This is a genomic window from Vreelandella subterranea (assembly GCF_900111305.1).
Lineage (GTDB): Bacteria > Pseudomonadota > Gammaproteobacteria > Pseudomonadales > Halomonadaceae > Vreelandella > Vreelandella subterranea.
Window position 1 is genome coordinate 122,855 of the sequence record NZ_FOGS01000001.1, and the last position, 13,544, is coordinate 136,398.

14 protein-coding genes are annotated in these 13,544 nt (G+C 58.8%); 9 read left to right on the forward strand and 5 right to left on the reverse strand.

Translation table 11 applies throughout. The annotated features are described in order from the left end of the window. Positions 1-116 precede the first annotated feature (116 nt). Positions 117-401, forward strand: a complete 285-nt coding sequence (locus BMX75_RS00565) for a YrhK family protein (RefSeq protein ID WP_092824308.1) — start codon at positions 117-119, stop codon at positions 399-401. A gap of 32 nt (positions 402-433) precedes the next feature. On the opposite strand, the gene BMX75_RS00570 is transcribed toward BMX75_RS00565, so the two are convergent. The 4 genes from BMX75_RS00570 to BMX75_RS00585 form a co-directional block, all read right to left on the reverse strand. Then, positions 434-700: a DksA/TraR family C4-type zinc finger protein gene (locus BMX75_RS00570; protein ID WP_092824310.1), complete on the reverse strand. Its 267-nt coding sequence runs from the start codon at positions 698-700 to the stop codon at positions 434-436. A gap of 99 nt (positions 701-799) precedes the next feature. Continuing rightward, on the reverse strand, positions 800-1,378 hold the full coding sequence (locus BMX75_RS00575; RefSeq protein WP_092824312.1) for a YgjV family protein: 579 nt from the start codon (positions 1,376-1,378) through the stop codon (positions 800-802). Between the two features lie 13 nt (positions 1,379-1,391). Then, positions 1,392-2,576 carry an MFS transporter gene (locus tag BMX75_RS00580; RefSeq protein WP_092824314.1) on the reverse strand — a complete coding sequence of 395 codons (1,185 nt, stop codon included), beginning with the start codon at positions 2,574-2,576 and terminating at the stop codon, positions 1,392-1,394. Between the two features lie 35 nt (positions 2,577-2,611). Next, the gene (locus BMX75_RS00585) at positions 2,612-3,295 is read right to left on the reverse strand and encodes a GntR family transcriptional regulator (protein WP_092824315.1); all 684 of its coding nucleotides are present in this window, start codon (positions 3,293-3,295) and stop codon (positions 2,612-2,614) included. A 157-nt stretch (positions 3,296-3,452) separates the two neighbouring features. On the opposite strand from BMX75_RS00585, the gene dctP reads away from it, so the two are divergent. The 5 genes from dctP (at position 3,453) to BMX75_RS00610 (ending at position 9,286) form a co-directional block, all read left to right on the forward strand. Further along, positions 3,453-4,448, forward strand: coding sequence for a TRAP transporter substrate-binding protein DctP (gene dctP / locus BMX75_RS00590; protein WP_092824317.1), 996 nt, complete (start codon positions 3,453-3,455; stop codon positions 4,446-4,448). 93 nt (positions 4,449-4,541) lie between these two features. Beyond that, entirely contained in the window at positions 4,542-5,060 is a 519-nt protein-coding gene (locus tag BMX75_RS00595) for a TRAP transporter small permease subunit (protein ID WP_245748312.1), read from the forward strand. Between the two features lie 2 nt (positions 5,061-5,062). Beyond that, complete coding sequence (locus BMX75_RS00600; protein ID WP_092824319.1) at positions 5,063-6,397, forward strand: TRAP transporter large permease; 1,335 nt, start codon at positions 5,063-5,065, stop codon at positions 6,395-6,397. Positions 6,398-6,410: 13 nt separating this feature from the next. After that, a complete protein-coding gene (locus tag BMX75_RS00605; RefSeq protein WP_092824321.1) occupies positions 6,411-7,766 on the forward strand; it encodes a malonyl-CoA decarboxylase in 1,356 nt (451 codons plus the stop codon). Next, positions 7,763-9,286 (forward strand): malonate--CoA ligase, encoded by a 1,524-nt coding sequence (locus BMX75_RS00610; protein WP_092824323.1) that lies wholly within the window; start codon positions 7,763-7,765, stop codon positions 9,284-9,286. The genes BMX75_RS00605 and BMX75_RS00610 overlap by 4 nt, the downstream gene beginning before the upstream one ends. Before the next feature lie 80 nt (positions 9,287-9,366). Here the strand turns inward: BMX75_RS00610 and BMX75_RS00615 are convergent, their stop codons facing one another. Continuing rightward, positions 9,367-10,962 carry a solute:sodium symporter family transporter gene (locus BMX75_RS00615; RefSeq protein ID WP_092824325.1) on the reverse strand — a complete coding sequence of 532 codons (1,596 nt, stop codon included), beginning with the start codon at positions 10,960-10,962 and terminating at the stop codon, positions 9,367-9,369. Between the two features lie 351 nt (positions 10,963-11,313). On the opposite strand from BMX75_RS00615, the gene BMX75_RS00620 reads away from it, so the two are divergent. From BMX75_RS00620 to BMX75_RS00630, 3 genes are read left to right on the forward strand one after another with little or no spacing between them, the layout of a single operon-like run. Continuing rightward, a complete protein-coding gene (locus tag BMX75_RS00620) occupies positions 11,314-11,727 on the forward strand; it encodes a DUF350 domain-containing protein (RefSeq protein WP_066315035.1) in 414 nt (137 codons plus the stop codon). A 14-nt stretch (positions 11,728-11,741) separates the two neighbouring features. After that, positions 11,742-12,353, forward strand: a complete 612-nt coding sequence (locus tag BMX75_RS00625; RefSeq protein ID WP_092824327.1) for a DUF1190 domain-containing protein — start codon at positions 11,742-11,744, stop codon at positions 12,351-12,353. An 18-nt stretch (positions 12,354-12,371) separates the two neighbouring features. Continuing rightward, positions 12,372-13,538, forward strand: a complete 1,167-nt coding sequence (locus BMX75_RS00630; protein WP_092824329.1) for a glutathionylspermidine synthase family protein — start codon at positions 12,372-12,374, stop codon at positions 13,536-13,538. Positions 13,539-13,544 lie beyond the last annotated feature (6 nt).

A 13,544-nucleotide genomic window follows, 5' to 3' on the forward strand; every position in this document is an offset into this window, starting at 1 on the left:
AACCCAGACGGATCATCCAATAAAGAGAGCGAGATACCCCATACACCCTGATCAGGCGCCATCGATGGTAATATCCTGCAAGACTAGGCCTAATCACCATGATCAGGAGGGACGCCATGCAAAGCGAGCAGGATGCCAAAACCCGCGACTGGATCTTCACAATAGGCCATCGTGAATTAGTCGTGCATCAGCGCTATGAGGTGTTGAGCATGCTCAATGATTTTCTATTGGGCATTTGGTTTACGATTGGGAGTGTATGTTTCTTTTACCAAGGCGCCGTACAAACCGTCGGTGTGTGGTTGTTTGTGCTGGGCAGTCTACAGCTGTTGATTCGCCCGTCGATTCGTTTGCATCGCTACATCTACTTCAAGCGGCTCCCGGATACGAACCACGACGCTTAGCAACGCAAGGCTTCACCTTCGGGTAAGTACGCTTAACGCAGTTGACTGTCTTTGCTACCGCGACGGTTATAGCCACTGAAGGCCGACTGCTGTTTGTCCAGTTCGCTTTGACATGCCACACAGAGCCGCACACCCGGAATCGCCTTGCGCCGCGCGTCAGGGATCGGATCGCCACACTGTTCGCATACGTCAAGGCTCTCGCCACGGGGGAGCTGGCTGCGGGCGCGCTGGACCGCATCGTTCAGCGTGCTCTCCATCTGTTCTTGTTCAGCGCCGTCTTTGGCCCATCCGCCTGCCATGATTTTTCCCTCGCGTTGGTTGATGCTCTTTTACAAGCATTGCTCTTTTACAAGCATAGCAGCCACAACGCTTGAGGTAGCGCGGGCAACGACCTCCGGCTAGTCGGAAGGATCGTGCTTTGTTGGGCTTTCAAGCACTTCCGGTTCTTGATACGCCTCGGGATATTTGCGCTTGGCCCGCGCCAATCGAATGATGGTGATGATATTGGTCACTACGATGAGCGCTTCTGCCAGCGTGCCGCCTATGGTGCCAATCAGCAGGTTATTGAGCATCCACGCCAGGGCAGCCAGCCCCAGAAAGACCCGCATACTGATGCCGCGCAGCAGGAACATGCCAACGGTCCCCAGCACCATGGCCGTCAAGGGCAGTACATCGACCCAGCTCTGCCAGGTGAGCGCCGCCGCGATACCGCTCGCTGCCAGGACACCGGCCATGACCCGTTGGCTACCCAGGTAACGGCGGGCCAGTACGATACGCACAATCACCAGCACCGTTAGCGCCGCGGCGGTCCAGCTTTGAAAAAACACAAACTGCAGGGCGAAGGCGACATTCGCCGAAATCAGTATCACGAGCAGCCGGTCATCTTGCTTGCTGGAAAACGCCACAAGACAGAGCACCAGCGCCAACAGGCCAAAAAACTGGCCTGCCAGGGCACTATGGCTGAACGATTCAAGCATGACGGCTAGGCTCCTAGGGGCGAGGTTGGGCCCCCAGGCTATCATCTTGCTGGCGGTACCGCTGCCAGGCGATGGCGAGAATTGGCAGCAACGCCACCGGTATTAACGACAGATTGAGCGATGCCCAGCCCAAGCCACTGACCAGGGGACCGGCCAGGAAGGCGGTGATGGCGACGGTCGAAAACACCACAAACTCGTTCGCTGCCTGGGTACGGGCTTTTTCCACCGGGCGGTAGCTCTCGGTCAGCAGCCCCGTCGCGGGCAGGAAAGTAAAGTTCCAGCCCAGCCCGAGCAAGATCAGCGCCACATTGAAGCCTGCTAAACTCATTTGCCATTGTGCCGCCAGCAGGCTCGCGACCAGCAGCAGGCAACCTGCCACGATCATGCGCCGTTGTCCCCATCTGGCGGTTAAATGCCCGGTCAAGAACGACGGCAGAAACATCGCCACCACATGCCACTGGATGGTCATCGAGACATGATCAAAGGAGTGCCCTGCACCGGCCATGGCCAGTGGTGTCGCCGTCATGGCGAGGTTCATCACCCCGTAGCCGACCAGCGCGGCGCATACGGCAACGATAAAGCTCGGCTGGCGCATGATCTCGCCCATGGGTCGAGATACGCCGTCCGTATGGGTCTCTTCTGCGCTGGGCAGGCGAATGATACACAGTATCAACAGGGCCAGCGCATAGAGCACACCCAGACCCATAAAGCTGCCCAAAAACGCCACCTCAGCAATCTCGCGGCTGATACGCGCCAGCCAGGGGCCAAAAAACGCGGCCAGCACACCCCCACCCATTACCAGCCCAATCGCGCGATCACGCAGGACTGGCGGTGCCGCTTCAACGGCGGCAAAGCGGTACAGCTGGCCAAACCCGATACCGATACCAATCAGCCAGGTGCCCACCATAAACAGCCCAAAGTGCTCGGCCAACAGCGCCTGGGCGGCGACCATGGTGCCAATCAGCCCGATGCCATTACCCAATAAAAAACCACGCTTGCGCCCCAGGCGGCCCATGATCAGCGAGGCGGGAATCGTCGCACACATCAGCCCCAGCCATTGGGTCGCCACAGGGGCCGTGGACCAATAGGGACTAGGCGCCAGGGAGGCGCCAATCAGGGGTGACACGGCAATTAACAGGATATTGCCGCTGACCAGCAGCGCCTGGCAAAGCGATAGTAGCGTGACGGTTAAGGGCACAGATAGGATGCTCCATCGGTAAAGACATACGAACGTTAACCCGTTTGGGAGACGGGCGCTTCCATCCTTCTTACGCTGGATACAAAGTCGCTGAAACGCTCGCCCTGGATGAGCACGTGGTCGCTGAGCGCTTGCTGAGCGCCCTGCGCATCGCCGCGTTCAATGGCGTCAAAGATCGTCTGGTGTTCACTTAGCGAATTGTGGATGCGCTGACGAACCTGTAACTGAAGCCGCCGGTAGGGCTTCAGGCGCTGCTTGAGCTGGCGCGCCTCACTGGCCAGAAAGGTGTTGTGGCTCGCCGTGTAGATGCAGTCGTGGAAACCTTCGTTTTCGTAGTAATACTCATCGGTGTCCCCCGCCAGGGCCGCCGCTTCACAGCGCTGGTGAGCATCGCGCAATGCGGCCAGTTCCTGTTCGCTAATACGTCTTGCAGCCAGCCGGCCACACATGCCCTCTAGCTCTGCCATGACTTCAAACATCTCGATCAGTTGGTCGATGCCTACCCTGGCAACGAAGGTGCCCTTTTTGGGAGAAACCGTCACCAGACCACTGGCCACCAGTTGCTGAATCGCCTCGCGCACCGGCGTGCGCGACACGCTGAACTGCTGGCCTAGCGTTTCGGGGTCGAGCCGCTCGCCGGGCGAACGGCGTCCGTTAATGATGTCGTCTTCCAATGAATCCTTGAGCCGCTGAGCGTTGGAGCGTTTCGAGCCTGGCATGCGTCCCCCCCTTTTTTGGCAGCGCTAAATCGTACAGAAAGAATATGTCATAACGTTGACATTAGCATACACAACGCCTATTGATGTATATATCAGCTCGACTGATGAATACATAAAGCCAATCCAAGACCACAACAACAATCGTTGGAGACGCCACATGCAACCTAACCACCTAGTCACTGCCGCCGCTTTAGGTCTGGCAATCGCCGCTTCGCACGCCTCGGCAAATACCGTATTGCGCGCTTCCCACCAGTTTCCTGGTGGCCAGGGCGATGTACGCGACGAGATGGTCCAGATGATGGCCAAGGAAGTGGCCAATGCCGACGTGGGCCTTGAAATAGAAGTCTATCCGGGTCAATCACTGTTCAAGGCGCGGGAACAATGGGGCGCGCTAGCGCGGGGGCGGCTGGATATCACCGCCCTGCCGCTGGACTATGCCAGCGGCCGTCACCCGGAGTTTTCCGCCACCTTGATGCCCGGCCTCGTGCGCAACCACGAGCACGCCCAGCGTCTTAACGACTCTGAATACATGGACATGATCAAGGATGTCATTCAGGAAGGCGGCGCACGCGTGCTGGCCGATGCCTGGCTGTCAGGCGGTTTTGCCTCCAGCGAGCAGTGCATTACCTCGCCAGACACCGTCGATGGTCAGGTCTTCCGTGCTGCGGGCCCGGCGTTCGAAGAAATGCTTGAAGCCGCCGGGGCGTCTATCGCGTCCATGCCGTCATCGGAAATCTACACCGCCATGCAGACCGGCGTCCTCGACGCTGCCAATACGTCGTCGATGTCGTTCGTGTCCTACCGCCTTTACGAACAGGTTGACTGCCTGACCCAACCCGGCGACTACGCCTTGTGGTTCATGTATGAGCCGATCCTGATTTCAGAACAGGTCTGGCAGGGGCTCAATGAAGAGCAGCAGACAGCCCTAATGGCGGCGGGTGAAAAAGCTGAGGCATTCTTTGCGGAAGAAGCGGCCGCCATTGACCAGCAGATGGTCGATGTCTATGAGGAGAACGGCGTCGAGGTCGTCAAAATGACCGAAGACGACTACAACGCCTGGCTCGAGATCGCCCGCGAAACCTCCTACAAGAACTTTGCCGAGAATGTCCCTAACGGCCAAGCCATCATCGATGCGGCACTCGCCGTGGAGTAAGTCACTGCCACGATCAAGCGTGTCGGCCATCCTCCGGGCAGCCGACACGCTTCGCTGCCTACCCGCTTGATGAACCTAGCTGATGAGGGACTTATGTCGACAACAACACATACCTCGGCAACACGCAGCGGCCTGATGGGTGGCTATATTCGGGCAATGGATCGACTATCGCGCGTTTCGGCCTATATCGCCTGCGCCATGTTCATTGCCGGAGTGCTTGTCATCTGTCAGATGGTATTTACTCGCTATGTGCTCGGCTGGAGCACCAGTTGGCAAACCGAGTTCACGATTTTCTCCGTCACCGGCGCCATGCTGATGGGCAGCCCCTACGTGCTGATGACCGGCGGCCATGTGGCGATCACCATTCTACCCGACGCTATCGGCGGCCTGGGCCGCAAAGTGATGCTGACCCTCGCCTCGCTGTTTGGCTTTGCCTTCTGCGCCGCGCTCGCCTATGCCAGTTGGGTCTACGTATTTGAGGCCCTCCACGGTGAGTGGACCACCGGCTCAGTCTGGAACCCACCGCTGTGGCCCGCGCTCCTGCCGATGGCGGTCGGCACGACCTTGCTGGCTTTCCAGTACGTCGCCGATATGCTGCGTGGGGAGGGCTGACCATGGATCCGATTACACTGGGCATTATCGTCGCCGTGGGCCTGATCTTCATGATGGCCATCGGTACGCCTATTGCATTCGCGCTGGGGGGTGTCTCGCTGCTCGCGCTACTTTACGACCGCGGACTCACGGAACTTACCTACTTTGGTGAAACGTTTTTTGACCGGATTGCCGAGTTCGGCTTTGTAGCCATTCCCATGTTCATTCTGATGGGGGCGGCCGTTGCCTCGTCGCCTACCGGGCGTGACCTTTACCGCTCGCTGGACTTATGGATGGGCAGGTTACCGGCGGGCCTTGCGGTGTCCAACATCGGCGCCTGCTCGATTTTCGCCGCGCTTTCAGGTTCCTCGCCGGCCACTTGTGCGGCAATCGGTAAAATGGGCATCCCTGAAATGCGCACCCGCGGCTACCCCGACGGCGTGGCCGCTGGCTGTATTGCCGCGGGCGGCACACTGGGCATATTGATTCCGCCTTCCGTGACGATGATCATTTACGGCATTTCCACCGAAACCTCCATCGGTCGGCTGTTCATTGCCGGTGTGATACCCGGCTTCATGCTCGCCGGGCTGTTCATGATCTGGACCATCATCGCCTGCAAGCTGGCGGGTGGCTACGCCAATCCCCTGGCGGTCTCCGCGGAAAAACTCAAGAACACGGTCCAGCAGAATGTCGACAGCAACCTGAAAGCCGTGGTGCGCGTCCTGCCCTTCCTCGGGGTGGTGGCGGGCATTCTGTTCGCGCTGTACGGCGGCGTCGCCACACCATCAGAAGCGGCAGGCGTGGGGGCGTTTTTATGCCTGATGCTGGCCATCCTGATCTACCGCATGTGGCAGATCGGGCCGATCAAGCTGATCATGCGCGACTCGCTGCGCGAAAGCGTGATGATCATGCTGGTCATCGCCTGTGCCGAGGTGTTCGCCTACGCGCTGTCGTCGATGTTCATTACCCAGACCGTCGCCGCGGCAATCGCCGATCTGGAGGTCAATCGCTGGGTCCTGATGGGGGTCATCAACGTCTTCCTGCTGGTCGCCGGCTTTTTCCTGCCGCCGGTGGCCGTGATTGTCATGACCGCGCCGATTTTGCTGCCGATCATCCTGGCGGCAAACTTTGATCCCTACTGGTTTGCGGTGGTTCTCACCATCAACCTGGAAATCGGTCTTATCACTCCACCGGTCGGGCTTAACCTGTTCATTATCAAGGGCATTGCGCCGGATATTTCGCTGCGCGACATCTTGCTGGGTAGCCTGCCCTATGCGCTGTGCATGGTGCTGGCCATTCTGTTGCTGTGCCTGTTCCCGGGCCTGGCCCTGTGGCTGCCCAACCTGATCATGGGCTAAAAGGAGGATGACCATGAACATGATGTTTCTTCAGGAACTGTTCAACAACATTACCCAGCGCGATGCGTTGTTGCGGCGGCGTCAATCTGTCGCCTCAGCGGTGGACCATACGCACCTGGTCAAGGCCTGCCAGGCGCTACTGGAAAGCGACGGCGAAGCATCGAGCATTGCCCTGGCCAGCCGCGCCCTGGCGATTTACCAGCGCCTCTCGCAGGATGAGAAAAGCCATTTTTTCAAGCGCCTGGCTGAGGACTTCGCTGCCGAGCCCGAGCACATTGACAGCGCTTACGCGGCCTACCGCGACGCCCGGGATAACCGCACCCTGCAACAGCTTTTTGAGGCTTGCGAGCCGCTTCGCCAGGAACTGTTCCGGCGTCTGAACTTTGCCAGCGACGGCACCTATGAACTGGTCAACATGCGCAAGGACCTGCTCGCCCTGCTGCGCGATCAGCCCGAGCTTGCGCCTATCGATGACGACTTTGCCCACCTGTTCGGCTCCTGGTTCAACCGCGGATTCTTGATGCTCAAGCGCATCGACTGGAATACACCCGCGTCGATTCTCGAGAAAATCATCCGCTACGAAGCGGTGCATGAAATTCAGGATTGGGACGACCTGCGCCGCCGTCTGGACGCCCGCGACCGCCGCTGCTTTGCGTTCTTCCACCCTGCCATCGGCGATGAACCGCTGATCTTTGTGGAAGTGGCGCTGCATAAAGGCCTGCCAAGCCGCATCCAACCGATCCTGTCCGGTTCAGAAGGTGGCATTGAAGACCCCGAAGACGCCGACAGCGCCGCCTTCTTCGGCATCAGCAACTGCCAAACCGGCCTGCGCGGTATTTCGTTTGGCAACTTTCTGATCAAGCAGGTGGTACAGGAGCTTTCCCAGGAGCTTCCCCAACTCAAGTACTTCGTGACGCTTTCACCGGTGCCTGGCTTTGCCCAATGGCTCAATGAACAGCGCCAGAATGACCAATGGCCGGCCAGCGTCCACGATACTCTGGCAGAGCTGGACACGCCGGAATGGCACCAGGATAAGCAGCGCCAGGATCGGCTCAAGGCAACGCTGCAACCGCTCGCGGCGCGCTACCTGGTCGACGAAAAAAACCGCCATGGGTTACCGCTCAACCCCGTTGCCCGCTTTCACCTGGGCAATGGCGCCAAGCTTCAGCGTATCAACTGGCTCGGCGACACGTCTGACAAGGGCATCAAGCAAGCCGCGGGGCTGATGGTCAACTACCTTTACGTGCTGGACGACATTGAGCGTAACCACGAAAATTATACCGCCAAGGGCACCATTGCCTGCTCGAGCGACGTGCGCGATCTCGCCAAGCGGGCACGCAAGCTGGCCAAGGGAGAACCTGCCAAATGAACCACAATATGTTTGCCACCTTTGCCACACGAATGCACAAACGCGGGGACGCCGACTTTATTACCACCCGTGAAGGTCGCCGCTACTCCTACGCGGATGCACTGACCCAGAGCGCCCGCCTGGCCGGCGCCTTGACCGCTCTCGGCGTTCGTCAGGGCGACCGCGTGGCGGTCCAGGTGGATAAAAGCCCGGAAGCCATTCTGCTTTACCTTGCCTGCCTGCGCATGGGCGGGGTCTATTTGCCCCTAAACACCGGTTACACCGGCGATGAAATCCGCTATTTTTTGAGCGATGCCGAGCCCGCGCTGTTTGTCTGCCGACCTGCCGATGTCGACGAGGCCCGCCGCATTGCCAGCGATACCGGCTGCCCCGCCGTTGTCACTCTGGGCAGCGCAGCCGACGGTAGCCTGATGGACGAGGCCGCGGATGCCAATCCCCATGAAGACATCGCCGAACTGAACGACCGTGATCTGGCGGCGATTCTATACACTTCGGGCACTACCGGGCGCTCCAAGGGCGCCATGCTGACCCACCAGAACCTGGCCTCCAACGCCGCAACCCTGGTCGAGGCCTGGCACTTCAGCGCCGAGGATCGCCTGATCCACGCGCTGCCGATTTTTCATACCCACGGGCTTTTTGTCGCGTGCAACGTCACCCTGATGGCCGGTGCCAGCATGTTGTTCCTGCCCAAATTCGACGCCGACGTGATTTTCGAGGAACTGCCCCACGGCAGCGTGATGATGGGCGTGCCCACCTTCTACACACGCTTGGTTCAGGATCCGCGCCTGACGCCTGAGGTTACCGCCAACATGCGGCTGTTTGTGTCGGGCTCTGCCCCGCTGACCGCCGAGACCCACGAGGCCTTCGAGGCCAAGACCGGGCATGCCATTCTCGAACGCTACGGCATGACCGAAACCAACATGAACATCTCCAACCCCTACCACGGGGCGCGTCGTGCGGGTACCGTGGGCATGCCGCTGCCCGGCGTGGAAATGCGTATCACCGACCGGGAAACCGGCGATGAGGTCGCCCCCGGCGAGATCGGCATGCTGCAGATTCGTGGGCCCAATGTGTTTATCGGCTACTGGCGAATGCCGGAAAAAACCCGCGAGGAGTTGCTTGAAGACGGCTTTTTCATCACCGGCGATCTTGCCCAGGTGGACGAGCAGGGCTATGTGCATATCGTTGGTCGGGATAAGGACCTGGTGATTTCGGGGGGCTACAACGTCTATCCCAAGGAAATAGAACAGGTCATCGACGAACTGGAGGGAGTATCCGAGTCTGCTGTTATCGGCCTGCCCCACCCGGACTTTGGCGAGGGCGTCACCGCCGCCGTGGTCACCCAGCCGGGAGCCAACCTCGACGAAGCCATGATCCTCGACCACCTGCAGGGCAAGCTTGCCAAGTACAAGCAGCCCAAGCGCGTGTTCTTTATCGATACCCTGCCGCGCAACACCATGGGTAAGGTGCAAAAAAACGAGCTACGCAAACGCTTCCACGACACCTATCAGTCCGCGTAAATTGCAACGCAAACGCCCCATGCCAGTATCAATGGTCATGGGGCGTTAAGCGGTCACGGGTTACCTGCCCGTCACATGAATTATCCGGCGAACGCCGCGTACATGATGACCACCAGTATCACCAGCACGATACCGGTAGGCACCGCTCCCTTCCACGGCGTAAGGTCAACATCGCCAGAATGCTCCTGAACCCAGTCGGTCTCGCGGGGACGCAGCTTGCCAATCACCAGCATCATCGCCACCAACAGCACGAATACCGCCGCGACAAAATGGAACTCGTGCATGACGGCCGGCAACTTGTCGAAGGGCGGCACGAAATAGCCCGCGGCAATCAGCAAACAGCCGCCCACCAGGCCGATTTTGGCCGCCATCGGCGGCACGCGCTTGGTCAACAGCCCCACCAGCACTACCGCCAGAATCGGGATGAAGTAAATCGCGTTCATCTTCTGCAGATAGCCGAACAGGCTCTCCTGACCGGCCAGCAGCGGCGCAATGGTCATGGTCGTAATGGCCATGATCCAGCCAAACACCTTGCCCGACTTCACCACCTGCTCTTCAGTGGCGTCTTTTTTGAGCACTTGCTTGTAGATACCCAAGCTGAAGATGGTGGTCGTGCTGTTCAGCGCGGAGTTGAACGACGACAGAATCGCACCGACCATCACCGCGGCAAAGAAACCGGTGAGGTACGGCGGCAGCACGTTAAACACCAGGTGGCCGTAAGCTTCATCGGCGCGAATGCCATCATCGGCGTACAGGTGGTAGGCAATGATCCCTGGCAGCACCAGATAAAGCGGGCCCAGCAGCTTGAAGAAGCCGGTCAGCAGTACGCCCTTCTGGCCTTCCGCGAGGTTTTTAGCGGCAAAGGTCCGCTGGATGATCTGCTGGTTGGTCGTCCAGTAGAACAGGTTGATCAGGAAGACACCGGTGAACAGCGTAAAGAACGGTACCTGTTGATCACTACCGCCGATCGAGTTGAGCTTGTCGGGATTGCTGGTCTTCAGTGTGTCCCAGCCTTCCATGATGCCGTCACCACCGCTGACGGCTTGCAGGCCGAAGTAGACGATCACAAAGCCGCCGATCAGCAGACCAACGCCGTTAAGGGTGTCGGACACCGCGACCGTGCGTAACCCGCCGAACAGTGCATAGATGGCGCCAACAATCCCCACGACCCATACCGTCAGCCAGAGCAGCGTGGCCGGTGATTCGATACCGGTCAGCGCGGGCAGGTCTAGCATGCCCTGCAGCCCTACCGCACCGGAGTAGAGAATGATGGGCAGCAAAATCACCGCGTAGGCAATCAGGAAGATCACGTTGGCGATCAGTTGCGTGCCTTTATCGAAGCGGATCAACAGCAGCTGCGGCAGGGTCGCAATACCGCTTTTCAAGAAACGCGGCAGGAAGAACAGCGCCAGCGCCACCAGGGCAATGACGGCCACCACTTCCCAGGCCATCACGCTCAGGCCATCACTGAAGGCTGAACCGTTCAGGCCCACCATCTGCTCGGTGGACAGGTTGGTCATCAACAGCGACCCGGCAATCAGGGGGAACGTCAGCGTCCGCCCTGCCAGGAAATAACCGCTGGTGCTGCTGTGATCATCCCGTCGCGTAATGCGCCAGGTGATGAAGGCCACTAGACAAGTGAAGAATAGAAATGACGCCAGGGTGAGGGCATGCATAAGAACATCCTTCGGGGCGGTCGCGCATGCTCGCGTGGAACACAAAACATCAGCGCAGTGGATTTAGGTAAATTTACCGAGTGGCGAGAGATTGTAGAACGGTGACTCGATTCTTCTATTCGCCTTTAGTCGCAAAAAAATGCGTAACGAGGTGTTTTTCTAACAAAAAATTTTAAATATCAGACATTTGAACCCGCTCTACCGAAGGACTATCCGTTGTCACGATTGGCTACGCCGCTGAACGTTCACAGTGTTAAAGTAAGGTGATTCGGCCGCGTGACGATCAGTCCTTATTCTGAACACCCGCTTCGTTCATCAACTGTCTCAACCTTCATCAAGGAAACAACGTCCATGCTGCATTACCTGCAGGGTTTACCATATTTTATTGCCTACCTGGTCGCGGCGATCATTTTGTTGGTCGCGTTCATGTACTGCTATAGCCGCATCACGCCGCACCACGAATGGCAACTGATTCGCGAGGGCAACGCGGCGGCCGCGACCGCCTACGGCGGCTCTATCCTGGGCTTTACCATCCCGCTGTACAGCGCCATGGCCAACTCCATCAGCTTTGTCGACTTCATTTTGTGGGGCGTGGTCGCGTTTATCGTCCAGTTGGCAACGTTCTTCGGCGTGAAGCTGTTTTTACGCAAGCAGGGTGAAAGCCTGTCGCAACATATTACCGAAGGCCACCAGGCTTACGGCATTTTAATGGCAAGCATCGCCGTGGCCGTTGGCTTGCTCAACGCCGCCTCGATGACGTGGTAAAGGAAGCTGCTGACATGTCCAGATACGATCAAACACCGCATTTGCCGAGACGCAAACGCAGCGCACGCCTGTCACTCGCGATGATGGGCGCCAGTGCCTTTGGCCTGACCGCCTGCGGGCAACCGGCTCAGGAAGAACACATTACCGACATCGAGTTTGACGAGCCGCGCAGTTTTCAGAGCGTTGAGGACTGTGTCGCCGCGGATATCTATACGCGCAATACCTGCGAGGCTGCCTACGACGCTTCGCTTGAGGACGTGCCGCGCTTCAACACCCTGGCAGAGTGTGAAGCAGAACATGGCGAAGGCGCCTGCACCGAGCCCAACGAAGAGCAGTCGCAGGCGGCAACCGGTAGCAGCGGCGGTGGTTGGTTCATGCCTGCCATGATGGGTTATATGGTCGGCAGCATGATGTCCAACACTAACCGTGGGCGCTCGTTCGAGCGGGTATATCAGGAGCCGGTGTACCGCAATCGCCAGAACCAGGGCAACTGGAACACCGCGTCAAACCAGGCAACCCAACGCATCTCGCAGCGTAACGACGCCATGCGCAGCTCGGTGCGCGCTTCTTCGCAGCGTAGCGGCTTTGGCTCGCGTTCATCGTCAGGAGGGGGTTGGGGCTCCTAGCCACCAGCAAAGCTCACCATGCTAAGAATCGACATCCCGGAGCGGCAAAACTGGAAAGCCCTGGCCCACGAGCTTGGCTTTCATTTTCATACCATCGAGGGCGCACCTTACTGGAAGGAAAACGCCTACTACCAGTTCACCATGGAGCAGGTAGAGCGCGACATAGAGGCGCCCACCGAGGCGCTCCATGAGATGTGCATGGAGCTGGTCGACAAGGTCTGCCACTCCAATGCCTTGATGCAGCGTTTAGCACTGCCCGAGCACATGTGGGACAGCATCCATGACTCCTGGAGGGCCGGTCAGCCGCACCTTTACGGGCGTATGGATTTTGCCTATTCCGGCGATGGCCCGGCCAAGCTGCTGGAACTCAACTACGACACCCCGACTTCGCTTTACGAGGCGGGTTTCTTCCAGTGGGTGTGGCTTGAGCAAGCCATGGCCCAGGGCACCCTGCCGCGTCACGCCGACCAGTTCAATTCGATCCAGGAGCGGCTGATCAATGCCATGGCACACCTGGGCGATCGTCTCGAGGGCCGCACGCTGTATTTCTCGTGCGTCAAGGATAACGCCGAAGAGCGCGCCACGGTGCACTACCTACAGGATATCGCGGTGCAGGCAGGCCTCAACGCCCCCTTTATCCATATCGAGGATATTGGCCAACATCCCGCCGTTGATTATTTTGTCGACCTCGACGACCAGCCCATCCATGCGCTGTTCAAGCTGTATCCCTGGGAAGAAATGGCCGACGACGCCTTTGGTGAATGGATTCCCCAGCTAAACACTCACTGGTTTGAACCTCCCTGGAAGGCGGTGTTATCCAACAAAGGCATCTTGCCGCTGCTCTGGGAACACTTCGAAGGGCACCCCAACCTGTTACCGGCATTTTTCGAGAAAGCCGATAGCCCGCCGCTACCCGCCGGCTGGGTGCGCAAGCCGTTTTTCTCGCGGGAAGGCAGCAACGTCGAACTGATTACCCCAACGGGCCAGCGCGAAGCGGTCGATGGCCCCTATACCGACAGCCCCTGGATTCGGCAGGCCTATCACCCTATGCCGCGCTTTGGTGATCATCACGCGCTAATCGGCAGTTGGGTCGTCGGCGACCGCGCCTGCGGCATGGGCATCCGCGAGGACGTTGGGCACATCACCAAGGATTCTTCCTGCTTTGTGCCCCACGCCATTGTCTAAGGGTTG